This window comes from Peribacillus acanthi (assembly GCF_003073175.1).
In the GTDB taxonomy this organism is placed as follows: domain Bacteria; phylum Bacillota; class Bacilli; order Bacillales; family DSM-1321; genus Bacillus_BN; species Bacillus_BN acanthi.
In genome coordinates, this window is record NZ_QBBX01000003.1 from 106491 (window position 1) to 129724 (window position 23234).

The window sequence follows — 23234 nt, forward strand, 5'->3', positions numbered from 1 at the left end:
CTCGTACAAGATAATAGATTATTATTACTTCGTATACAATGCATTTATGTTCAGAAAGGGAGATACTAGAATGTTGGGAATTGGTACAAAAGATCTTGGAATTGATTTAGGTACAGCGAATACGCTTGTATATTTAAAAGGAAAAGGAATCGCAGTCCGCGAACCATCAGTTGTTGCGCTTCAAACAGATACAAAACAAATTGTAGCGGTTGGAAATGATGCGAAAAATATGATTGGTCGTACACCAGGTAATGTTGTGGCTTTACGTCCTATGAAAGACGGCGTAATTGCAGACTATGAAACAACTGCGACTATGATGAAATATTATATCAACCAAGCTCAACCAAAAGGTTACTTTTCAAGAAAGCCTTATGTAATGGTATGTGTACCTTCAGGGATTACGGCAGTTGAAGAACGTGCTGTTATTGATGCAACACGCCAAGCAGGAGCAAGGGATGCTTATACGATTGAAGAGCCATTTGCTGCAGCGATTGGGGCAAACCTTCCTGTATGGGAGCCTACTGGTAGCATGGTTGTAGATATCGGCGGAGGTACTACTGAAGTCGCGATTATCTCATTAGGGGGAATCGTTACGAGCCAGTCAATCCGTATTGCTGGTGATGAGATGGACGAGGCGATTGTCAATTATATCCGTAAGACGTATAACCTTATGATTGGGGAGCGTACAGCCGAGTCCATCAAGATGGAGATTGGTTCAGCTGGAGATCCAGACGGAATTGAAAATATGGAGATTCGTGGACGTGATTTGTTGACAGGTCTGCCAAAAACGATTGAGATTTCAGCAGAAGAGATTTCAAAAGCATTGCATGATACGGTTTATGCAATTGTCGATTCGGTTAAAAATACATTAGAGAAAACACCACCTGAACTAGCGGCTGATATTATGGATCGCGGAATTGTCTTGACTGGTGGAGGTGCTCTTTTGCGCAATTTAGATAAGGTCATTAGCCAAGAAACGAAAATGCCAGTTTTGATCGCAGAAAATCCACTGGATTGTGTTGCGATTGGTACGGGTAAAGCGTTAGATCACATTCATTTATTCAAAGCGCGTGCAAAAGATTATCGTTAATTTTAACTAGCAAATAATATCGAGGTGTAAATCATGCCACAGTTTTTTCTAAATAAAAAACTAATCCTACTTTTGGTTAGCATAATCATCCTCGTGGCATTGATTGGGTTTTCATTAAGAGAGCGTGACCGTTTGAGCTGGCCGGAGCAATTCATTAAGGATGCTACCGGTCTTGCTCAACAAATTTTCCATACACCTGTGGCGTATATTACAGGTACGATTGAAAATTTTCGTGATCTTCAAAATACATATGATGAGAATAAGAAATTGAAAGCTCGATTAGACGAGTATGTAAAGCTTAAAACGGAAGTGCAGGATTTAGAGAAGGAAAACAAGGAGCTTAGGGAAATCCTTGATAAAAAAGATAGCCTACACGATTTTACTCCTATTCAGGCTACAGTGATTGGAAGAAACCCCGACCGCTGGTATTATGAGCTTGTAACTATTAACAAAGGTAAAATTCATGGCATCGAAAAAAACATGGCTGTTATCACTGCCAAAGGATTAATTGGTAGAGTCAAGTATGCCAATCAATTCACTTCCTCTGTCCAACTGTTAAGCGCGCAAGATCCAAAAAATAGGATTTCTGCGTACATTCAAGGTGAGAAAGATATTTTTGGGCTGATAGAAGGTTATGATCAGAAAAAACAAATGCTCAAATTGAAAAGAATTCCTTTCAATGAAAAAGTGAAAAAAGGTTCTCATGTATTGACTTCGGGTTTAGGCGGGATTTTCCCTGCTGGTCTTGTAATCGGGACTGTGGAAGAAGTAGAGACGGATCAATACGGTTTGACTCAAGTTGCTTATTTGAAGCCAGCTGCGGACTTCTATGACATAGCAAACGTGATGGTGGTGGACCGTAAAGTGAAATCAGCCAAGTCTTTATTAAAGGAAGATGAAACATTGGAGTCATCGGAGGATGAAAACCTGTGAGAAAACTAATCCTTCCTCTCATAGCAGGCTTTATTTTTATTTCTGAAAGTCTATTTGTCAATATCTTTTTAGGTGACCTGTTAATAAGTAAGAATATCTTTGTACCACACTTTATTATGATTTTTCTTATGTTTTTGGCTGTATATGGGACAAGGAGGACAGCCTTGGTTTATGCTTTAATCCTAGGCATCATGTTTGACGTCGTTTATACAGAAGTTCTAGGGATTTATCTCTTTGCTTTTCCTGTCATTACTTTCCTTTTTTCAAGCTTTATGAAGGTATTACAGAACAATATTTTGATTGTTTCCATCATGACTTTGCTTAGCATAGCCATTTTGGAAGTGACGATTTTCCAAATGAATTTAATCATTGGTGTCGCATCCATGTCGTATCATGAATTTGCAACAGTGAGACTTCTACCAACATTAGCCTTGAATGCGGCAGCGGTTGTTATTTTTTCATATCCATTAAAAAAACAAATCGAAAAACTTCAGCTTGAAGGTCTGAGGGACTAATACCTTTAAGCTGAAGTCCTACTTTAGTTATATCGAAAAAAAGGAATTGGCTTTTCGGATGTAGAATTATTCATTCATTGAGGTGACAATGGAGTTATGAGTATTAGAAGTTCTCAAACTGTTATGATAAAAGGCACAAAGGAAGGCCTGACGCTCCATCTTGATGATCACGGCTCGTTTTATGAGATTAAAAGGGACCTCGAAGAAAAGCTTTCGGCAAAATATAAATTCCAAAAACATGACCCACTTATTTCTGTTCGTGTACATACAGGAAACCGTTTGTTGACTCCAGAACAGGAAGAAGAAATCAAAAATTTGGTTCAAAAGAAGGAAAAGCTTGTCATTGAGGCATTTGATTCCAACGTCATACCATTTGAAGAAGCAAAAAGGTGGAAAGAAGAGAGCAGTATTGAAACCATTGCTTCCATTGTAAGGTCTGGACAGGTACTTGAGGTCAAAGGTGACCTATTGTTGATTGGAGATGTTAACCCAGGTGGAACCGTCAAAGCTGGTGGAAATATCTTTATTATCGGTATGCTAAAAGGTGCAGCACATGCTGGATGTAATGGAAGTGTAGAGTCGGTGATTGCAGCATCTGTCATGAAGGCTTCACAACTTCGAATTGCAGATAGTGTGGCATTGATTCAAGATGATTCACAAGAAGCAACGCATGAAATGGAATGTGCTTATTTGAGTGAGAAAAACGAGATAGTTATAGATAAGTTACAAGTATTGAAGAAAGTAAGACCTATTTTAAATAGATTAGAAGGGGGACTCTAATCGTGGGCGAGGCTATAGTAATTACATCTGGAAAGGGAGGAGTCGGGAAAACGACGACTTCCGCTAACCTTGGTACATCGTTAGCAATCCTAGGGAAAAAAGTTTGTTTAGTGGACACTGACATCGGCCTTCGTAATTTGGACGTTGTCATGGGGCTTGAAAACCGCATAATCTATGATTTGGTGGATGTGGTGGAAGGTCGCTGCAAAATCCATCAAGCTCTTGTAAAGGATAAGCGATTTGAAGGGTTGCTGTATCTTTTACCGGCAGCACAAACAAGTGATAAAAATGCAGTCACTCCAGAGCAAATGAAAAAGTTGATTGACGAGCTGAAGCAGGATTATGACTATATCATTATCGATTGTCCAGCTGGTATCGAACAAGGGTATAAAAATGCAGTTGCAGGAGCGGATAAAGCTATTGTTGTTACAACTCCTGAAGTATCCGCAGTCCGAGATGCTGATCGTATTATCGGTTTGCTAGAGAAAGAGGAAAATGTAGAAGCTCCAAAACTTGTGATCAATCGTATCCGTAGCCATATGTTAAAAAGTGGGGAAATGCTAGATATTGACGAAATCACAACTCATCTATCCATCGATTTGATTGGAATCGTAGCGGACGATGACCAAGTAATCCGAGCTTCAAACCAAGGTGAACCTATTGCTTTAGATCCTAACAATCGTGCATCTGTCGCTTATAGAAACATCGCAAGAAGAATTTTAGGTGAGTCGGTTCCATTAAAAGCATTAGAGGACGAGCCTAAAGGTATGTTTGCAAAAATTAAAAAAATGTTTGGCGTCAAGTCATAACAATTCTGAAGCATCCGACCATGTGTGGGGTGCTTTTTTGATATCTAATTTTATTCCTCTAATCAACTTGAAATATTTACCAATATATATACACATACAATAATTTGAAATGTATAATAAAAAGAAGAACGAAGTAGGAGAACAGGTATGAAATCTAAAAACCACTTATCTGAATTGGTCATTTTAAAAGAGATAGCTGAAACTTTAAATAATGGTACTGATCTTAATATGGTTTTAAATGAAGTATTGGAGAAACTTCTTGAAATTACAGGTTTTGGTACAGGGTGGATTTTCTTGCTTGATGAGTATGAAAATTATGAGCTAGTGGCCTCAGTTAATTTGCCCCCTGCATTAATGAATGAGACACATACACCAATGATTAGGGGGAATTGTTGGTGCTTAGACCGATATAAAGATGGAAGACTGGATAAAGCAGTTAATATCATCGGATGTAAAAGATTAGAAGATGCGATTGAAAATCAATGGGGAGAGACGTTTGGACTCACTCATCATGCCTCGGTTCCTTTGAAGTCAGGAAATGAAAAATTCGGGATTTTAAATATTGCATCCCCAAGCAAAGAAACCTTTAAGAATGAAGAACTAGCCTTATTGGAGTCAATTGCATTACAAATTGGTAATACAATCAAACGAATTAATTTGACCGAAAAGCACCGTGCACTTGCACTAGTGGAGGAACGCAATCGATTGGCTCAAGATTTACACGATTCTGTAAATCAATTACTATTTTCTATGAATCTCATGGCTAAAGTGGGTGCTTCACTACACCAAAAAGAAAAGATTATAGAAACCTTCTCTGACATTCAAAATCTTGCTATTGAGGCACAAGCTGAAATGCGGGCGCTTATTTGGCAATTAAGGCCTAAGGAGCTAGAAAAGGGTATTATCTGTGCCTTGAGTGGTTATGGTCAGATGATTGGGCTTACTGTCCATAGCAACGTAAAGGGGACAGCATTATTACCTGCCCATGTTGAAGAGTCACTTTTCCGTATTGCACAAGAAGCATTTAATAATAGCCATAAGCATTCTGGATGTAACGAAGTTAATTTATCAATTGAATTAAAAAAGGAAAAAGTACATATGAGTATCACTGATTATGGAAAAGGCTTCGATTATCAACCAGATTTAGAGCTTCCTAGCTGGGGATTAAAAAATATGAAACAAAGAGTTGTATCATTGAATGGAAGCTTTCAATTTAAAAGTGAGCGAGGCAAAGGTACAACCATTGCAGTAACCATTCCATTTTAGGAGGGACTCTAAGTTGACAATAAAAATCGTTATTGCGGATGATCACCATATTGTGAGAAAAGGATTAGTACTGTTCCTCCAATCTCAAGAAGGCTTCACGGTTGTTGGAGAAGCAGAAAATGGTCAGGTGGCTGTTGAAAAAGCGGCTGTACTAAATCCTGATATCATGTTAATGGATCTTTCAATGCCAATACTAGATGGAATTGAGGCTACTAAATTAATTCAACAGCAAAATCCAAATATTAAAATCTTAATTCTAACAAGCTTTGCGGATCAGCATCACGCCATTCCTGCCCTAGAAGCAGGAGCAAAGGGATATCAGTTAAAGGATAGTGATCCTGATAAACTGGTTCTTGCGATAAAAGCTATGATGAGAGGGGAAAGTGGGCTGGATCCATCGGTCACAGCACATTTGATATCTCATATTCAAGGAAAAAAGTCCGAGCGCAATCCAATCGATGAACTTACTTCTCGAGAAATTGAGGTCTTACGTGAAATTGCATCCGGGAAAAGCAACAAAGAAATAGCGTCTTCGTTGTTTATCACTGAAAAAACAGTTAAAACACATGTATCTAATATCCTCGCCAAGTTAAATTTACATGACCGAACTCAGGCTGCTCTATATGCGGTAAAGCAAGGTATTCATAAAGTGTGACTCTACGACTATAGTTGTAGAGTTTTTCTTTTTTCTATCGGTCTATTATCTTAAAAAATTTTCTGGCCATTGAATGAGGCTGGAAATCTGTGCTCTCCCTATACTAAAAGTAACAAATACCAAGGAGAGAACGGATATGAAATTACTAATTATTAATGGTAGTCCAAGAAAAGCAGGGCGTACGACATTAGCGGTTAAAAATATGTCAGAAAAATATGAAATGGAGATTATTGATTTAAGTGCACTAATTTTACCTCTATTCAATGGAGATGCTTCACAGGAACAAGATCCTTCAGTCCTACATTTACAAAATGCAGTAAAAACCTCGGATGGCATTCTTTTAACCTCACCAGAGTATCATGGTGCAATGAGTGGAGCATTAAAGAATGCGCTCGATTTCCTAGGTAGTGAATACTTTGCCAATAAACCAGTGTCCCTCATTGCGGTTGCAGGGGGAGGCAAAGGGGGGATTAATGCTTTAAACAATATGCGCACAACTGGTCGTTCACTATATGCGAATGTATTGCCTAAACAAATTGTTCTTGATCCAAAAGACTTTGATTATAAAAATCAGATAATATTGGAGGAGGCTTTATGCAATATCGAAAAACTAATAGATGAGCTGAAAATGTACACGGAGTTCTACCTACTACAAAGAGAGAGGGAGGGAGTACGTTGAATACACTCTATAAGGATTTTCGGTTTCGAAGGATCCTAGTAGCGAACATAGCTTCATCGATTGGTTCAGGAATAACGATGATTGCGATTCCTTGGTTGTTGGTTACGTCTGAGAATGGTTCTGCTTTATTCGGATATATTACGTTAGTTATGACCATCATCAATTTTATGATTACACCATCAATCGGCTTTTTGGTTGATAAATGGTCTCGAAAAAACATATTGCTAGTAGGTGAAATATTCGGTTTTATTATGCTGGTTGTGTTTGCAGGAATTGGGCTAACAGGAGGAACATATGAAACATGGCATTATATCGTTCTGTATTTTACTGGAAGTCTTTACTATACTCTCTTTTATCCAGCAATGTTTGCTTTTAATCAAGAGGTATTTGAGAAAAGCCACTTTAAAGCACTAAACGGAATGATGGAGGTGCAAGGGCAATTATCAAGTATGATTGCCGGTGCAGTAGCAAGCTTCCTAATGATTAAAGTGGAGTTACAATGGATTTTAGTCCTGGACGCATTCACTTATCTGATTGCCATTTATTTCTTTGCTAGAATTCCATATAAGAGGTTAGCGGTTGAAAAGAACAGTGATCGATTTACTAGGAAAATGACTGAAGGGTTTAGATTTATGTCAAAGAGACCAATCATGTTTCTGTTTCTGATTGCATCTGTTATGCCTTTTATAGGTGTAATGATGACGAATTACCTGTTCCCAGTCTATCTATCGGAAGTCCTTAAAGCGGAAGAATCCATCTATGGATTGCAAAGTATGGTCTATGGCCTGGGAGCTATGTTTGCTGGGATGATGATCCCACTTGTTGCAAAGAAGCTAGGCAATGAAAAAACGATGGTATGGACTGTGTTTTGTTATACTCTATTTATTTCACTGATTGTATGGGTCAGTTTGCCACTCTATCTTGGATGTATGTTCTTTATTGCAATTGGTAACTCAGGTGTTAGAGTAGCTAGAAATTCATTTATGATGGATCATATTCCTAATGAAATTATCGGAAGGATTGATAGTCTATTTAGAGCAATTGGGCTTGCCATCCGTATACTCCTTCTCCTCATCTTTACAAATTTAGCAGAGACAGGAGTCATCTTGAGCTTTGGAATTCTAAGCATTTTGATGCTAATCGCTTCAGTGACGATTTATTTCTCTTGGAAAAAATTATGGAAAAATGAAAAAGTTAGTGTAATAGGACAATCTTCTACCATTTAGGTCAAAGGTTTCTGAGCAATCAGGGGCCTTTTTGGCTTATTGCATTTTCTACTCTTGTTCTAGATTTTATGTATTTCAAGAATAGGTTGGACAAGTCGCTCATACATTGATACAAAGTATCGATAAAAGGAGCCCGGGATAGGTGATGATGAGTAATCGAAGAAAGGAAATACGAAACCGTATTGCAAAACGAAAAAAGATGAAAGACAGTCGATCTCGTGATTGGAATACCATCTACGAAAATGATCGAAACCGAAACGGTTCATTCTCTAGTTATGAAGTATCGGACGACAGTCATCCACTGTTTAACAAGGAAATGATGTTGTTTAAGGTTCTTGCAGCAGCTTTGCTCCTCATTGGTACCGCCGTTCTTTTCAAGCATCCTTCCGTAAAATTGGATAAGCCTAGGGAGTTGGTGCAGAAATCTCTTTCCTATGAATTACAATTTGCAGCGATTACTGATTGGTATGAAGAAACATTTGGAAAGCCCATAGCTTTTTTACCGGACCAAAAACAAAAAGAAAGCATGGAAGTCAGTAAAAAAGAAAACGAAGGAACGGTTACTTATGCGGTCCCAGCATCCGGGAAAATTTCTCAAAGTTTTGAGGTCAACGGGGAAGGCATTATGATTGAGACGGGGAAAGATTCTAAAGTGGAAGCAATGAATGAAGGCTTAGTCCTTTTTGCAGGGGTTAAGGATGGGCTTGGCCAAACAGTCATTATTCAGCATAGTAATAAAACAGAGTCCTGGTATGGTCATCTTCAAAAGATTGATGTCAAACTTTATGAGTTCGTAGAAAAAGGAAAAGAGCTTGGGACTGTTTCAAAAAGTGAGGAAAGTGACAAGGGTGAATTTTATTTCGCGATTAAATCAGGTGATTCTTTCATCGATCCGAATCAGGTGATATCGTTTGATTAAATATTTTGGTTTGTTTCCTAAAGTCCGGATTCATCCTACTCTCTGGGTGATTGCAGGATTATCGGTTCTGACTGCACATTTCATTCATATCCTTATGCTGTTATTAATTTTATTGGTTCACGAAATGGGTCATGCTGCAGCTGCCCACTATTATAAGTGGAGGATAAAGTCGATTTCTATACTTCCCTTTGGGGGAGCCATGGAGACTGAAGAACATGGAAACCGTCCTTTAAAAGAAGATTTGGTGGTGACGCTTGCTGGGCCATTACAACATCTATGGTTAGTAGTTGTTGCATATGTGTTAAATAATATAGGGTTATTACCTAACGACCTTTTTAAAATATTCTTGTATTTAAATTTGGGCGTCTTTTGCTTTAATTTATTGCCGATATGGCCTTTAGATGGGGGAAAGCTATTACTCTTAACCCTATCTAAAAGAAAGTCGTATATGAAAAGCCAGGAAAGGACATTACAGCTTTCCGCGCTATTTTGCTTCACTTTCGCCATACTAATCTTCATGTTTTCTCCATTAAACTTAAGTGCTTGGATTATGGTAGGATTCATTCTTTTTTCGATTTGGATGGAGTGGAAGCAACGCCACTATTCGTTCATTCGATTTTTATTGGAAAGGCACTATGGGAAGTATGATGATATATATGCCCTTTCCCCTATTGAAGCAGATGAAAATATGAAAATTTATAAAGTACTGGAACAATTTCAGCGAGGGAGTAAGCATCCAATCATCATTATGAAAAACGGCAAGGAGCGAGGAATGTTAGATGAAACTGAACTCCTTCATGCGTATTTTTCTGATAAGCAGATTCATGGAAAAGTTGGAGACTTATTATTTTCCTATTAAACATATTAGATGTCGATGGAACTACATTATCTGTAGTAGTTATGGTATCCTTTCTTCAAACGAGAAGAGAGGTTTTTTGTTTGTTAGAAAAAAAATTGATAGTTCATAATGGCATCCGAGAAAAACGTTTTGGTTTATTGAAACAAAATAAATTGGAAGCCTTTGAGAATTGGTTAGATGAAAATCAAAGCATAGTTGGAAATATATACGTTGGTAGAGTGGAAAAAGTAGTACCAGGGATGGACGCTGCTTTTGTTAACTTTGGAAAAGAAAAGAATGGATTCCTACATAAGGAGCAGCTACTTTCGTTTCGATTAGCAAGTGATCAATCCAAACCGATTACATCTTTCCTCCATCAAGGAGAAAAAATCATGGTCCAGGCCATATCGGATGAAATTGACGGAAAAGGGGCAAAGCTGACAGGGATTATCGAGCTATCAACAGAAAGACTGGTTTACATGTATGGACATACTCATTGTTCTGTATCCAAGAAAATGTCAGAAGAGGAACAAAGAAGATGGATAGACACTGCATCGAAGATTAGAAGTCCACATGAAGGTCTTTTAATCAGAACAGGAATGTCCGGTATGGAGGAACAGGGGTTAATAAAAGAACTCGATCAATTGAGGAAAGAATATAATCAGCTTTCTTCACGTCTTCAAAATGCGAAAGTCGGAGATGTATTGCAAAAGAAAAATGATTTTCCTGATCGACTGAAGGACGCCTTGCTAAAAGAGAAAACTGGGGCAATATGGGTTGATGATATCGATTTGTATCAACTGTTGAAAAATTGGTTGGATCAACAGGAGTCACTTGACTGGTCCATTCACTATTACAGAGAAAAAGAAAATATCTTTCATCACTTTAATATCGAAGCACAACTTGAAAAACTGCAAAAAAGAATCGTTTGGCTTGACCATGGCGCCTATATCATCATTGAAGAAACAGAAGCATTAGCTGTAATTGATGTAAATACTGGGAAATTTACAGGAAAGCAAGATAAAGAAGTGACGATAAAGCAAACGAATATCATGGCAGCTAAAGAAATCATGAGACAAATTAGATTACGAAACATCAGTGGTATCATTCTTGTGGATTTTATTAATATGAAAACGAAACAAAACCAACAGGCAATTCTTCATGCCATGAAAGAAGAACAGCATCAGGATGACCGTCATGTGCATCTTGTTGGTTTTACAGAATTGGGTTTACTCCAATTAACAAGAAAAAGGCAAAATCCACCCTTGTCTAAACAGCTTATGATAAATTGTGAAACATGTAACGGACATGGTAGCGTAGAAAGTCCACAGACAATCGCTTTCAAGCTGGAAAGAGAACTGAGACAATTCCAACATCATGATGGGGATTTTGTTACTATTGAAGCAACAAAAGATGTCATAAGCCTCTATGAAGGTGAAAATATCATATATAAACAAGAGCTAGAAAAGCATCTTAGAAAAGCCGTTCATTTCAAGGTATTAGATGCAGGGAAGCCTACTTATGTTATTCGAGAATTCGGATCCTGGAAATAGGGTAGGAAGGTGAAATCCACTTTTCTTGTTGACACTTAATCTAGTTCATGGTAGGATTTTAATGTTATGTTTGTAGCGCACCCGTGCTACAACCGCACAGATCAGGTATGTAAGGTTTTGTTTTATGCAAAACGCCTGTGATTGGCGAGTCTTAGACATTAGAGGAGGTGCAAGTATGTACGCAATTATCGAAACTGGCGGTAAGCAAATCAGAGTAACTGAAGGTGATGTAATCTACGTTGAAAAATTAGACGTGGAAGCAGGCGAAGCAGTTACATTTGACAAAGTTTTATTCGTTGGAGGCGACAACGTTAAAGTTGGAAGCCCACTAGTTAACGGTGCAACTGTTACTGGTACTGTTGAGAAGCATGGTCGTCAAAAGAAGATCATCGTTTTCAAATACAAAGCGAAGAAAAACAACCGTAAAAAGCAAGGTCATCGTCAACCTTACACTAAAGTTGTTATCGGCAAAATCAACGCTTAAGGGTATGATTGAATGATTACCATCAAAATGGATTATCGTCCCGATGGAAGGATTTCGTCCTTCACATTAAACGGACATGCCAATTTTGCAAAGCATGGGCAGGATATTGTTTGTGCTGGTGTTTCAGCCGTATCCTTTGGAGCTGTTAATAGCATATTCGCTTTGACCGATGTTCAACCGAAAATCGATCAAGGGGGAAATGGAGGCTATCTTCATTGTGAAATTCCTGAGGACCTTCCAAAGGAGTCACAGGATAAAGTCCAGCTCATATTGGAAACGATGCTTGTATCCCTACAGACGATTGAACGTGATTATGGAAAATACATGAAAATAACCCTCAGCAAATAGGAGGTGGAACATATGTTAAGATTAGATCTTCAGTTCTTCGCTTCCAAAAAGGGAGTAGGTTCTACAAAGAACGGACGTGACTCAATCGCAAAGCGCCTTGGTGCTAAAGCGGGCGATGGTCAATTCGTATCAGGCGGCTCTATCCTTTACCGTCAACGCGGTACAAAGATTTATCCGGGTGAAAACGTAGGCCGTGGCGGAGATGATACTTTATTTGCTAAAGTTGATGGCGTAGTTCGTTTCGAACGTTTCGGCCGTGACCGCAAAAAAGTTAGCGTATATCCAGCTGCACAAGAAGCTTAATGTTGCAACTTAGAAAACTCTAACCGTTTGGTTAGAGTTTTCTTATTATATAATATATAAATGAAAGACTTTTAGTTGCTATTGAAGTCCTTTCTCCCATAATTGGAACTAATACTTATAGCAAATATCGTTCATACAATACTTATACTATATTTCTTGGGAGTTTTTTTATGGAAAAAAAACAGTGGACAACAATTGATCTGTTGCGCTATTCCCGTCATGATTGGCTTAATAAAATGCAGTTAATCAAAGGAAATCTTGATTTGAACAAACCGGATCGGGCAAGGCTTATCATGGAAGAAATCATCCTAGAAGCAAATAATGAAGCGCGTTTATCCAATTTAGACATGCCGAAACTGACGGAATTGCTGCTTACCGCAAATTGGATGGAATATTCATATTCAGTGGAATTTGAAGTAATTGGGATGGATCATGGCTGTCAGTCGGTTGACGAAAGCATTTCAAGATGGACAAGCAGATTCCTCAACATATTATCGTCCTCACTTAGCCTACTCCATGAAAATACATTGAAAATTACCATAATGCAAATAGAAGGAAAAATCCGTTTTTCCTTTGACATACAGGGAAAGATAGAAAAGAATAATGAATTATTAATGCATTTGAACCAAAATCTGCATGAAGACCTGGAACTAGATATAGAAGAAGCCGATGAAACAGAATTGGTTTTCCATGTCTGGGCTAATTGCAAAAACAATGATAATGTCGAGAGCACAGCACAAGATGAAAGCAAGGACGTGAGTAAATTATGATGTTTGTCGATCAGGTAAAGATATATGTTAAAGGCGGAGACGGTGGAAACGGAATGGTTGCCTTCCGCAGAGAAAAGTATGTACCAAACGGGGGGCCAGCTGGTGGAGATGGTGGAAAAGGTGCAAATGTCATCTTTGAAGTGGAAGAAGGACTACGTACATTAATAGATTTCCGTTACCAAAGGCATTTCAAGGCGCCTAGAGGTGAACATGGTATGTCAAAAGGACAACATGGAAAAAACTCTCAAGATATGATTGTTAAAGTTCCACCAGGTACTGTCGTGAAAGATGAGGATACGGGAGAAATCATTGCTGACCTTGTTGTTCATGGACAACGTGCTGTCATCGCAAGAGGAGGCCGAGGTGGTAGAGGGAATACTCGTTTTGCTACTCCTTCAAATCCTGCTCCTGAAATTGCGGAGAATGGAGAACCAGGACAAGAAAGATATATTATTCTTGAATTAAAAGTATTGGCTGATGTAGGCTTAGTAGGTTTCCCAAGCGTTGGGAAATCGACACTTCTATCGATCGTTTCTGCAGCTAAGCCAAAGATTGCAGAATACCACTTTACTACGATAGTACCGAACTTAGGGGTTGTTGAGACTGAAGATGGTAGAAGCTTTGTTATGGCAGACTTACCAGGATTGATTGAAGGGGCACACGAAGGAGTTGGCTTAGGACATCAGTTCCTGCGTCATATTGAAAGAACTCGTGTTATTGTCCATGTTATTGACATGTCTGGATTAGAAGGCAGAGATCCTTATGAGGATTACCTTACGATAAATAAAGAGTTGAAGGAATATAACCTTCGTTTAACTGAAAGACCGCAGATTATTGCTGCTAACAAAATGGATATGCCGGATTCAGCTGAGAATCTAAAAGCTTTCCAAGAAAAATTAGGTGAAGATGTCAAGGTCTTCCCAATCTCCTCTCTTACTCGAGAAGGAGTACGTGACATGTTATTCGCAGTAGCGGATACATTAGAAGACACACCAACCTTCCCTCTTGATCATGAAGTGGAGGAAACAGGGGTTCATCATGTCATGTACAAACATGAAACGGCACCTGAAGAGTTCTTCATTACACGTGAGCCGGATGGTACGTTCGTGGTAACAGGTGAAAAAATTGAAAAGCTGTTCAAGATGACTGACTTTAGTCGAGATGAGTCAATCAAACGTTTCGCTCGTCAGCTTCGTTCGTTCGGTGTTGATGATGCCCTACGTGAAAGAGGCGCACAAAATGGCGACACAGTAAGGCTTCTTGAATACGAATTTGAGTTTGTTGAGTAGTATAGTACGATATGTAAATAAGGCTCATTGAGGTGAGTTCATTTGAAAAAAACAGATAAAAAGTTTTACCTTGTTCGAGAGGATGTTTTGCCGGAAGCCATGCAAAAAACATTGGAGGCAAAGGCAATGATTGAAAGAGGAAAAGCGGAATCCGTTTGGGAGGCCGTTCAGAAGGTTGATTTAAGTAGGAGTGCTTTTTATAAGTACCGTGATACTGTGTTTCCTTTCCATACGATAGTCAAGGAAAAAATCATCACTCTTTTTTTCCATCTCGAAGATCGATCAGGGACGTTGTCAGAGCTTCTGTCCATTGTGGCAAAGACAGGCTGTAACGTTTTGACCATTCACCAGACCATTCCTCTACAAGGAAGGGCGAACGTAACCCTTTCATTAAATGTAAGCGATATGAAAACAGATATGGATTCTTTGCTCTCAAGCATGAGGAAGCTTGAATTTGTTGACAAAGTGGAAGTGCTAAGTTCTGGCGCTTAAAAAAATAATAAGACCTGGTGAACAATGTGTTCATCAGGTCTTATTTTTGTTCTAATTGTTATTGATAATATTCTGAAAATAGTCTAAGATTAACAGTAATTTTTTACGAACAGATGAATGGAAGAGGAGATTAGTCACTTGAAAACAATTGCATTCCTAGGTCCAATTGCCACTTTTACAGATTTAGCTGTTTCATCCATTTTTACAGGGTGGCATAAACAACCTATGCTTACGATTCCTGAATGTCTTGATGCCGTGAGTAGCGATGAAACGGACTATGCTGTAGTCCCTCTGGAAAACGCATTAGAAGGATCCGTCAACATTACGTTGGATTATTTAATTCATGAAATCCATCTTCCTATATTAGGCGAGATTATAGCACCAATCCGTCAACATTTAATGGTGCACCCTGAGCATGTTGGTAGATGGAGGGAAGCAGAGGGGATTTTTTCACACTCTCACGCCCTTGCCCAATGTCATAAATTTCTCCATAGGGAACTAAAAGGGATACCCTGTGAAAGTGTGACTTCTACGGCCGCTGCGGCCAAATTGGTAAATGAAAAAAGTGATAAAGTATATGCAGCTATAGCGAATGAACTTGCAGCCAAAGAATATGGTCTTGTAACAGTTAAGGAGAATATTCACGATTATGATCATAACCATACACGATTCATAGTAGTTGGAAAGGAAAATATTCATTTTCCAAAGAACGATTCGGTGTTTAGAGGGATGAAAACTTCTTTAATGATTGTGTTACCCGATGATCACGCAGGGGCGCTTCATCAAGTTTTATCTGCGTTTTCGTGGAGAAAACTTAACCTTTCCAAAATAGAATCTCGGCCTATGAAAACGGGATTAGGGAATTACTTTTTCATTGTAGATATCGAACAGGAGATGGATGATGTTTTGATACCTGGAGCCATACAGGAATTAGAAGCGTTAGGAAGTAAGGTAACTCTCCTAGGAAGTTATCCAAGCTATTCTTTTAATTAATTTTCTTTTTTTCTAGATGTCAGGTGCTCCTTGAAGTGCCTGACATTTAATTTTTTTACCAGGTTTGGAGTTATCAAAAAAAGACTGACTAAAAAAGTCAGTCCGACACTTAGTTTTCCATTAATAAATTTGCTTGGCGTAGCACTTCCACTGCTTCATTCAGCAATCTTTCATTTGGAGCAGATAAAGTGTGTAGGTGAACACCGTTCGTCAATTCGGACAAGTATGTAGCATTAGTGCTATTCACTTTTTCCATAAAGTTTTTCACTTCTTTTCGGTTACTGACCATGATGGATGCAGTTAAATCACCGTAGACAGGATGTTCGATTTTTACATCTTTAACAGTAACGCCCAGATCCACTAGTAAATTGAGCTCTTCCTCTGCCCGTTCTGGTTTATGAAAACATGCTACAATTTTTTCATGAATTTCCCTGTTTTCCATAGGTTGAATATAAATATAACCTTGACTCGTAGCTAGAATAGGTTCATTTCGTGCTTTAAGGAGGGTTATGTCACCTACGATGACTTGTCTGCTAACGTTTGCTCTCTTGGCCAATTCGCTACCAGTTAAAGGGTTCCTACTTTCCTTTAATAAATTCAGCAGGACTTCTCTTCTCTCATCGCCTAATAATTTGGTTTTGTCAATCATGTAGAGCTTCCTCCTTGAATCTTGAATTATTCATAATAAACCGTTTGAATAGGTTTCACACACTTTGAGATGGCGTTTATAAGTTTTCTAACATCTTGTTCGTTCGTATCTTCCCCAAATGAAATCCTTACAAACCCCTTGGCCTCAATCTCTGGGATATTGATTGCAACCATCGTTTTTGAGGGGGATTGCATCCCAACTTGACAGGCGCTACCTGTTGAAACCGCAAACCCTGCTCGATTTAATTCCATCATAACAAATTGTCCTTGCATTCCGGAAAAAATTAATCCAACAATACCTGGTAACTGATTCTGATCGGAGAAAGCCTTAATTTCTTGAAATAAGACGCCTTTCTCAAGTAACCCTTCGAGTAATAATTTGCGTAAATCTGATGGTGTATTATGATTTACATCCCTTTTCACTAGTCGTTCTGCAGCAAAAGCAAATGCGACTACACCTGGAACATTGACTGTTCCTGAGCGGAACCCAAATTCGTGATTGATTCCATGTAATGGTGGTTGTAACGATTGGATTTTTGGAAATACCACCGCTCCGACACCCATTGGACCATAAATTTTATGGCTTGAAATAGAAAGACTGTCTGTACATTTAGCAATACTCTTTAGTGAAAGCTTTCCGAATGATTGTACACAATCCACATGAAGAAAAGCTTTATGATTCTTCAAAATGGAATGGATTTTTTCAATAGGTTGAATAACTCCAATTTCGGGATTTACATGTTGAACAATAACTAAGCCTGTATTCTCTCGTATTAATGCTTTTAAAGAATCTAAATCAATCATACCGTCTTTTTGGTGAGGAATGTATTCGACCTCAAAACCACGATCACTAAGACTATGAATGAATTGTGTGATGGAGGAATGTTCAGTTTTTGATAGTAAAATGTGGTTATGGTGTTTTGGTGTGTTCCATAACAATGTTTCTAGTGCCAATCGATTACTTTCTGTTCCTCCACTTGTAAAGATAATAGTCTCTGAAGGAACTGCAAAATGAGAAGCAATCGATATCCGCGCATGATCTACAAGCTGTTTGGCTTCTCCCCCAATATCATGTAAACTACTTGGATTTCCGTAGTAATTTTTGGAAACGTTTAAATACAACTCAAGGACTGTAGGGTGTATTGGAGTAGTAGCCGCGTAATCGAAATAAATCATGGTATCACATCCATTTGTAAGTATAAAAAAATAGCAAAGTAAAAAACTCTTGTCAATAGTTTAATAATGTGTAAATATAAGTGTCAAGACACCTGTAATAACAGGAGGAAGACCAATGTTTACCAATGACATTATTATTATAGGCAGTGGGATTGCTGCACTTCAAACAGCAATTGAATCAAGCAAGGTAAAGAATGTGAGAATCATCACAAAGTCTAAGTTGAGAGATAGCAATTCATATTTAGCTCAAGGTGGTGTCGCAGCGGCCTTTTCAGATAAAGACTCACCTGCATTACATGGAAAAGATACAGTAGATGCAGGTAGATATTACAATGATCTAGCAGCTGTAAATAGTTTAGTCGAAAAAGGACCAGATGCTATTAGGCAATTGATAGAAGATGGCATGTGTTTTGATAAGGATGAAAGTGGAAACATTTCATTAGGTATGGAAGGTGCCCATAGTGTAAGGCGGATTCTCCATTTTAATGGAGATGCCACTGGAAAGGGTATCATCAACCATTTATTAAATAAGTTGTCTAGTTCTAATGTTAACATTTCGGAATGTGAGACTGCTATAGAATTATTAGTCAATAAATCAGGACATTGTGTTGGAGTAATGACAGTCAATGAAAATGGGCAATATATGCACTATTTTGCTCGTCATGTAGTCCTTGCTACGGGCGGTTGCGGTGCACTCTATGAATATTCATCAAATTCCCAGAATGCAACAGGCGATGGAATAGCATTAGCCATCCGTGCAGGAGCAGTGGTCAGGGATATGGAATTCATACAGTTCCACCCAACCTTGTTATTCAGCCATGGAAGGGCATCTGGACTCATTTCAGAGGCAGTCCGAGGCGAAGGTGCAATTTTAGTCAATGCATGTGGAATGAAAATCATGGAAGGACAGCATGTCTTAAAAGACTTGGCTCCTCGCCATGTGGTATCACAAACCATTTTTTCTCATTTAGAGATAGGTGATCGTGTGTACTTGGATATCTCCATGATTAAGGATTTTGAAGTTCGATTCCCTTCAATTGCAACTTATTGTAAGGATAGCGGAATTGATTTAACAAAGGGTAAAATCCCTGTCGCTCCTGGAAGTCATTTTTTAATGGGAGGAATTTCTACTGATACGAAGGGTAGAACCTCTATTCCAGGTCTATACGCTGTTGGAGAGGTATCCTGTTCGGGGTTGCACGGAGCTAATCGCCTTGCTAGCAATTCTTTATTAGAGGGATTGGTTTATGGCAAAGAATTAGGCCATTATTTAAGTTCTCTAAATGATTCATTGCAAACCATTGATTTGGATTTTGTGGATTCAAGAGAAGATTTATCCTTACATTTGCCGAACGAATCAGAAATCAAAAAGATGATGATGCGTTACGTCGGGATTGTTAGGGATGAAAAAGGGTTAAGAACAATTAAAGACTGGTTAGAAAGATATGATTTATCGTCCCTTCTTTACATTCGTTTACAAGGACTATCCCCAGAACAATGTAAAGTCGTGTTGATGTTAATTAATGCATGGATTATTACGGAGGCTGCTCTTCTTCGAACTGAAAGTAGAGGAGGACATTTTAGAAGTGATTTTCCATTCGAAAATGATTATAAATGGAGAAATCGTACCATTTCGTTTACAAAAAACCATTTAATTTCAACTAAAAAGGGGACTGCTTTATATGAACAAGCTGAAGCTAAGACAAATGCTGGAAGCTTTTTTTATTGAGGATATAGGGGAAGCCGACATTACAAGTGAATCACTGTTTGAACAACACAACCTTGGAAAACTACAGTTTCTTGCCAAAGAAAACGGTGTGTTTTGCGGAAAGTCAGTTATTGAGATTGGTTTTTCCATGATGGATACCAATTTGAAGGTAAATGTGCTGGTGAATGATGGTGAGGAAATTGAGCCAGGCCAATTGCTGGCTGTGATGGAAGGGAAAATGAGCGATTTGTTGACATGTGAACGCGTAGTGCTAAACCTTGTCCAAAGAATGAGTGGCATTGCGACAGCTGCAAAGAGAGCCTCTTCAATTTTGGAAGGCACCGGAACAAGAGTCTGTGATACAAGAAAGACAACGCCAGGATTACGCATGCTTGAAAAATTTGCGGTACGGACTGGCGGAGCATTCAATCATAGAACGGGGCTTTATGATGCGGTGATGATTAAGGATAACCATATCGATTTCGCAGGTGGAATCACAAATGCTGTTAACTTAGTTAAGAGCAAGATTGGACATACGGTAAAAGTTGAAGTGGAAACTGAAACACAAGAACAAGTTTTAGAGGCAGTAGAAGCCGGTGCTGACATTATTATGTTTGACAATCGAAGTCCCGAGGAGATTAAAGAATTGATAAAACTTGTCCCACCTCATATCATTACTGAAGCATCTGGAGGAATCAATTTAACCAATTTAGCTTCGTATCGTGATTGCGGTGTTGATTACATTTCCCTTGGTAGCTTAACTCACTCGGTTAAATCACTCGATATTAGCGCCAAAGTATACAATCATGAAACGATTACACTGTAAGGGGGAAAACTCATGAGCATTCTTGAACAAGTAGTAGGTACAACTATGCTGCCTGAAAAGTATAAATCCATGACCGATGAAGAAATGCATGTGAAAATAAACGAGATTAAACAAAGGTTGGGAAAATCTTTGTTTATTCCAGGGCATCACTACCAACGGGAAGAAGTGGTGGTTCACTCTGATTCTACAGGAGATTCTCTACAACTGGCTCAAGTATCTGCGGATAATAAAGAAGCAAAATATATAGTATTCTGTGGAGTCCACTTCATGGCGGAGACTGCAGATATCTTAACAACAGATGATCAACTCGTTATTTTACCTGATATGAGAGCAGGTTGTTCCATGGCGGACATGGCGGACATTCATCAAACTGAATCAGCCTGGGAGAATTTGTCCAAAATATTTGGGGATTCTATTATCCCACTGACATATGTGAACTCAACTGCCGCAATTAAAGCATTTGTAGGAAAGAATGGTGGAGCAACGGTTACTTCTTCGAATGCTAAAGAAATGGTAAGCTGGGCTTTTACTGAGAAAGAAAGGATACTGTTTTTGCCGGACCAGCACTTAGGTCGAAATACTGCTTATGACCTTGGGGTACCACTTGAACAAATGGCAATTTGGGATCCTATCAATGAAGTTCTTGATTATGAAGGAGATATCCAAAAAATCAAGGTCATTCTTTGGAAAGGTCATTGTTCTGTTCATGAAAATTTCACGATCAAAAATATCGAATACGTACGCGAGCAATATCCTGAAATGAACATCCTTGTTCACCCGGAATGTAGTAGAGAAGTAGTTGAAAAGTCAGATTATAATGGATCAACTGCTTACATTATCAAAATGATTGAACAAGCAGAACCAGGATCACAGTGGGCCATTGGAACGGAAATGAACCTTGTGAAGAGATTGATGGATCGCCATCCTGACAAGAAAATCATTTCATTGAATCCATACATGTGTCCATGCCTTACAATGAACCGAATCGACCTCCCTCATTTGCTCTGGTCACTGGAAAGCATAGAGGCAGGAGAACCAATCAATATCATCAAAGTTGAACAAGAAGTGGCGGATTACGCAATATTAGCGTTAGATAGAATGTTACAAAGAGCATAGTGAACCCTCAAACAAGCCTGTTTTCTAAATTAGGCTTGTTTTTTGTTTCATGGGGACAAATCCAACTATTTAAGTCTTTCCTAACATCTTTTTCCTTATCATTAAAGGATTGAATCCCCTTAGAAGAGGGGGGAAACCTCATAACAGCAAAAAGAATTACGTAGGGACATCATAATTTCATTTTATGATGCATAAGTTTTGATGAAAAATGTTAGCACTTTGCCCAATGCTTCATAGTATATAAGGACATATGCATAGGAGGGAAATCAGAGTGAAAATTCATATTGTCCAAAAAGGGGATACCCTATGGAAATTAGCCAAACATTATGGCGTGAATTTTGAAGAATTAAAAAAACTAAATTCACAACTTAGCAATCCAGATATGATAATGCCGGGTATGAAAATTAAAATACCAAACCCAAATGCTTCTGCATCAAAAGAAGGTTCAGCAAAGATTAAATACGGTGTTAAAAAAGAAGCACCTATCCATGGAGGAGCCGTGAAAGAAGTTCCGTTATCTTCACAGCTTGCCGGCCAAAAAGAAACCGTGAAAGAGCAACCAATCATGAAAGAGGCTCCGATTGTGAAGGAGCAACCGATTGTGAAAGAAGCTCCGATCGTAAAAGAAAAGCCAATTGTGAAAGAAGCTCCAATCGTGAAAGAAAAGCCAATCGTGAAAGAGCAACCGATTGTAAAAGAAGCTCCCATCGTAAAAGAGAAACCAATTGTGAAAGAAGCACCACTGCCACAAAAACCAATTATGAAAGAAGCACCTAAAACAAAACCCGTGGTTCCCGAAATAGATATTAATAATTACTATTTGGTGAACATGAATAAAATGAAACCAGCGCCTGTAAATGTACCACTCATGCCACAAAAACCAACTAATATTATGAAACCGATGAAAGAAGAAAGTCCGGAAAGCCCAGTTGTGCAAGCACCGATAGCTCAACCGGAATGTATACCTATTACACCACTTATGCCAGGAACGGGTTTTTGCCCTCCTTGTCATCCATGGGCATTTCCAATGGTCCAAGGGGCAATGTACCAACATATGCCAATGCCTATGATGGAAGAAAGCCCAAGCTCGATGGAATCCTCTTCATTTATTATGGGAGGAACATTCCCAGGACATCAACAACCTTACGGGATGCAACAACCACCATTTGGGCATATGCCACCAATGCCATATCCAGGAATGAATCAACCTCAAGCTTACCAATATAGCGTCCCACAAGCCCAAGGTTTGCCTTCATTCGTTCCCCATAAATATCAGGTTGAATCATCGAGCTTAGGTGAGTCTTCCTCTCATATGATGGGTCATCAAATGATGCCATTTGGTCACCAAATGCCTTTTGGAAACGTTATGCCGATGAACGTAGCAGGAGCACAGTATGAACAAGAAGAAGATTGTGGGTGTGGGGATTATGAGTCTCCAGAATCCTCTTCAATGGTGCAAGGAGCAGGAGCTGCACCGCAAATACCGATGCCACAACAAATGGGGTACCCTCAAACAGGACTTGATGGTATGCAAATGCCTGGCGGCCAAATGCCATTTATGGGAGGACAACAGCCAGCAGCGGGTCAAATGCTGTTTATGGGAGGACAACAGCCAGCAGCGGGCCAAATGCCATTTATGGGAGGACAACAGCCAGCAGCGGGTCAAATGCCGTTTATGGGAGGACAACAGCCAGCAGCGGGTCAAATGCCATTCATGGGAGGACAGCAGCCAGTAGCGGGTCAAATGCCATTCATGGGAGGACAGCAGCCAGTAGCGGGTCAAATGCCATTCATGGGAGGCCAACAGCCACCAGCGGG

Annotated in this window: 24 protein-coding genes, 1 pseudogene and 1 other annotated feature; of the genes and pseudogenes, 23 read left to right on the forward strand and 2 right to left on the reverse strand. The window is 39.0% G+C overall.

Translation table 11 applies throughout. The features are described 5' to 3' along the window. Window positions 1-70: 70 nt before the first annotated feature. The 19 genes from DBX25_RS03740 to pheA all read left to right on the forward strand — a co-directional run bounded on the left by DBX25_RS03740 (window position 71) and on the right by pheA (window position 15942). Window positions 71-1090 carry a rod shape-determining protein gene (locus tag DBX25_RS03740; RefSeq protein ID WP_108669444.1) on the forward strand — a complete coding sequence of 340 codons (1020 nt, stop codon included), beginning with the start codon at window positions 71-73 and terminating at the stop codon, window positions 1088-1090. 33 nt (window positions 1091-1123) lie between these two features. Continuing rightward, window positions 1124-2023 carry a rod shape-determining protein MreC gene (mreC, locus tag DBX25_RS03745; RefSeq protein ID WP_108669445.1) on the forward strand — a complete coding sequence of 300 codons (900 nt, stop codon included), beginning with the start codon at window positions 1124-1126 and terminating at the stop codon, window positions 2021-2023. Beyond that, on the forward strand, window positions 2020-2538 hold the full coding sequence (gene mreD / locus DBX25_RS03750) for a rod shape-determining protein MreD (RefSeq protein ID WP_108669446.1): 519 nt from the start codon (window positions 2020-2022) through the stop codon (window positions 2536-2538). The genes mreC and mreD overlap by 4 nt, the downstream gene beginning before the upstream one ends. 102 nt (window positions 2539-2640) lie before the next feature. Beyond that, window positions 2641-3318, forward strand: coding sequence for a septum site-determining protein MinC (gene minC, locus DBX25_RS03755; RefSeq protein WP_108669619.1), 678 nt, complete (start codon window positions 2641-2643; stop codon window positions 3316-3318). A 2-nt stretch (window positions 3319-3320) separates the two neighbouring features. Beyond that, window positions 3321-4127 carry a septum site-determining protein MinD gene (gene minD / locus DBX25_RS03760; RefSeq protein ID WP_108669447.1) on the forward strand — a complete coding sequence of 269 codons (807 nt, stop codon included), beginning with the start codon at window positions 3321-3323 and terminating at the stop codon, window positions 4125-4127. A gap of 147 nt (window positions 4128-4274) precedes the next feature. Next, the gene (locus DBX25_RS03765; RefSeq protein ID WP_108669448.1) at window positions 4275-5393 is read left to right on the forward strand and encodes a GAF domain-containing sensor histidine kinase; all 1119 of its coding nucleotides are present in this window, start codon (window positions 4275-4277) and stop codon (window positions 5391-5393) included. A gap of 13 nt (window positions 5394-5406) precedes the next feature. Next, window positions 5407-6048, forward strand: coding sequence for a response regulator (locus DBX25_RS03770; RefSeq protein WP_108669449.1), 642 nt, complete (start codon window positions 5407-5409; stop codon window positions 6046-6048). A gap of 136 nt (window positions 6049-6184) precedes the next feature. Then, complete coding sequence (locus DBX25_RS03775) at window positions 6185-6727, forward strand: NADPH-dependent FMN reductase (protein WP_108669450.1); 543 nt, start codon at window positions 6185-6187, stop codon at window positions 6725-6727. Beyond that, complete coding sequence (locus tag DBX25_RS03780; RefSeq protein ID WP_108669451.1) at window positions 6724-7953, forward strand: MFS transporter; 1230 nt, start codon at window positions 6724-6726, stop codon at window positions 7951-7953. Before DBX25_RS03775 ends, DBX25_RS03780 begins: the two co-directional genes overlap by 4 nt. A 145-nt stretch (window positions 7954-8098) precedes the next feature. Beyond that, window positions 8099-8872: a M23 family metallopeptidase gene (locus tag DBX25_RS03785; RefSeq protein ID WP_240620151.1), complete on the forward strand. Its 774-nt coding sequence runs from the start codon at window positions 8099-8101 to the stop codon at window positions 8870-8872. Further along, entirely contained in the window at window positions 8865-9731 is an 867-nt protein-coding gene (locus tag DBX25_RS03790; RefSeq protein WP_240620141.1) for a M50 family metallopeptidase, read from the forward strand. The genes DBX25_RS03785 and DBX25_RS03790 overlap by 8 nt, the downstream gene beginning before the upstream one ends. Before the next feature lie 80 nt (window positions 9732-9811). Further along, window positions 9812-11263, forward strand: coding sequence for an Rne/Rng family ribonuclease (locus DBX25_RS03795; protein ID WP_157950870.1), 1452 nt, complete (start codon window positions 9812-9814; stop codon window positions 11261-11263). A gap of 80 nt (window positions 11264-11343) precedes the next feature. Beyond that, window positions 11344-11425, forward strand: a sequence feature (ribosomal protein L21 leader region). 13 nt (window positions 11426-11438) lie between these two features. Then, on the forward strand, window positions 11439-11747 hold the full coding sequence (gene rplU, locus DBX25_RS03800; protein WP_108669453.1) for a 50S ribosomal protein L21: 309 nt from the start codon (window positions 11439-11441) through the stop codon (window positions 11745-11747). 12 nt (window positions 11748-11759) lie between these two features. Further along, window positions 11760-12095 (forward strand): ribosomal-processing cysteine protease Prp, encoded by a 336-nt coding sequence (locus DBX25_RS03805; RefSeq protein ID WP_108669454.1) that lies wholly within the window; start codon window positions 11760-11762, stop codon window positions 12093-12095. Window positions 12096-12107: 12 nt separating this feature from the next. Then, window positions 12108-12398 (forward strand): 50S ribosomal protein L27, encoded by a 291-nt coding sequence (gene rpmA, locus DBX25_RS03810; RefSeq protein ID WP_108669455.1) that lies wholly within the window; start codon window positions 12108-12110, stop codon window positions 12396-12398. 170 nt (window positions 12399-12568) lie between these two features. Beyond that, complete coding sequence (locus tag DBX25_RS03815) at window positions 12569-13168, forward strand: Spo0B C-terminal domain-containing protein (RefSeq protein WP_108669456.1); 600 nt, start codon at window positions 12569-12571, stop codon at window positions 13166-13168. Beyond that, entirely contained in the window at window positions 13168-14457 is a 1290-nt protein-coding gene (gene obgE, locus DBX25_RS03820) for a GTPase ObgE (RefSeq protein WP_108669622.1), read from the forward strand. Before DBX25_RS03815 ends, obgE begins: the two co-directional genes overlap by 1 nt. A gap of 42 nt (window positions 14458-14499) precedes the next feature. Continuing rightward, window positions 14500-14949, forward strand: coding sequence for an ACT domain-containing protein (locus tag DBX25_RS03825; RefSeq protein WP_108669457.1), 450 nt, complete (start codon window positions 14500-14502; stop codon window positions 14947-14949). Between the two features lie 138 nt (window positions 14950-15087). Continuing rightward, complete coding sequence (pheA, locus tag DBX25_RS03830; RefSeq protein WP_240620142.1) at window positions 15088-15942, forward strand: prephenate dehydratase; 855 nt, start codon at window positions 15088-15090, stop codon at window positions 15940-15942. Window positions 15943-16051: 109 nt separating this feature from the next. Here the strand turns inward: pheA and DBX25_RS03835 are convergent, their stop codons facing one another. Both DBX25_RS03835 and DBX25_RS03840 read right to left on the reverse strand, forming a co-directional pair. Then, entirely contained in the window at window positions 16052-16591 is a 540-nt protein-coding gene (locus tag DBX25_RS03835) for a transcription repressor NadR (protein WP_108669459.1), read from the reverse strand. A 26-nt stretch (window positions 16592-16617) separates the two neighbouring features. Next, on the reverse strand, window positions 16618-17766 hold the full coding sequence (locus DBX25_RS03840; RefSeq protein ID WP_108669460.1) for a cysteine desulfurase family protein: 1149 nt from the start codon (window positions 17764-17766) through the stop codon (window positions 16618-16620). Between the two features lie 115 nt (window positions 17767-17881). Here DBX25_RS03840 and nadB point away from each other — a divergent pair, with 115 nt between their 5' ends. From nadB to safA, 4 genes and pseudogenes are all read left to right on the forward strand, one after another. Beyond that, window positions 17882-19495, forward strand: coding sequence for an L-aspartate oxidase (nadB, locus tag DBX25_RS03845; RefSeq protein WP_108669461.1), 1614 nt, complete (start codon window positions 17882-17884; stop codon window positions 19493-19495). Beyond that, a complete protein-coding gene (gene nadC, locus DBX25_RS03850) occupies window positions 19449-20300 on the forward strand; it encodes a carboxylating nicotinate-nucleotide diphosphorylase (RefSeq protein ID WP_108669462.1) in 852 nt (283 codons plus the stop codon). The genes nadB and nadC overlap by 47 nt, the downstream gene beginning before the upstream one ends. Before the next feature lie 12 nt (window positions 20301-20312). Continuing rightward, window positions 20313-21416, forward strand: coding sequence for a quinolinate synthase NadA (gene nadA / locus DBX25_RS03855; RefSeq protein WP_108669463.1), 1104 nt, complete (start codon window positions 20313-20315; stop codon window positions 21414-21416). Window positions 21417-21687: 271 nt separating this feature from the next. Next, window positions 21688-21832: pseudogene (safA, locus tag DBX25_RS21740) on the forward strand (SafA/ExsA family spore coat assembly protein); the annotation flags it as partial. Window positions 21833-23234 lie beyond the last annotated feature (1402 nt).

Excerpts from the sequence above, each read along its gene's own strand:
- DBX25_RS03740 (WP_108669444.1), top strand. The coding sequence starts at position 71 with ATGTTGGGAATTGGTACAAAAGATCTTGGAATTGATTTAGGTACAGCG.
- mreC (WP_108669445.1), top strand. The coding sequence starts at position 1,124 with ATGCCACAGTTTTTTCTAAATAAAAAACTAATCCTACTTTTGGTTAGC.
- DBX25_RS03765 (WP_108669448.1), top strand. The coding sequence starts at position 4,275 with ATGAAATCTAAAAACCACTTATCTGAATTGGTCATTTTAAAAGAGATA.
- DBX25_RS03775 (WP_108669450.1), top strand. The coding sequence starts at position 6,185 with ATGAAATTACTAATTATTAATGGTAGTCCAAGAAAAGCAGGGCGTACG.
- DBX25_RS03785 (WP_240620151.1), top strand. The coding sequence starts at position 8,099 with ATGATGAGTAATCGAAGAAAGGAAATACGAAACCGTATTGCAAAACGA.
- rplU (WP_108669453.1), top strand. The coding sequence starts at position 11,439 with ATGTACGCAATTATCGAAACTGGCGGTAAGCAAATCAGAGTAACTGAA.
- DBX25_RS03805 (WP_108669454.1), top strand. The coding sequence starts at position 11,760 with ATGATTACCATCAAAATGGATTATCGTCCCGATGGAAGGATTTCGTCC.
- rpmA (WP_108669455.1), top strand. The coding sequence starts at position 12,108 with ATGTTAAGATTAGATCTTCAGTTCTTCGCTTCCAAAAAGGGAGTAGGT.
- DBX25_RS03815 (WP_108669456.1), top strand. The coding sequence starts at position 12,569 with ATGGAAAAAAAACAGTGGACAACAATTGATCTGTTGCGCTATTCCCGT.
- obgE (WP_108669622.1), top strand. The coding sequence starts at position 13,168 with ATGTTTGTCGATCAGGTAAAGATATATGTTAAAGGCGGAGACGGTGGA.
- DBX25_RS03835 (WP_108669459.1), bottom strand. The coding sequence starts at position 16,591 with ATGATTGACAAAACCAAATTATTAGGCGATGAGAGAAGAGAAGTCCTG.
- DBX25_RS03840 (WP_108669460.1), bottom strand. The coding sequence starts at position 17,766 with ATGATTTATTTCGATTACGCGGCTACTACTCCAATACACCCTACAGTC.
- nadB (WP_108669461.1), top strand. The coding sequence starts at position 17,882 with ATGTTTACCAATGACATTATTATTATAGGCAGTGGGATTGCTGCACTT.
- nadC (WP_108669462.1), top strand. The coding sequence starts at position 19,449 with ATGAACAAGCTGAAGCTAAGACAAATGCTGGAAGCTTTTTTTATTGAG.
- nadA (WP_108669463.1), top strand. The coding sequence starts at position 20,313 with ATGAGCATTCTTGAACAAGTAGTAGGTACAACTATGCTGCCTGAAAAG.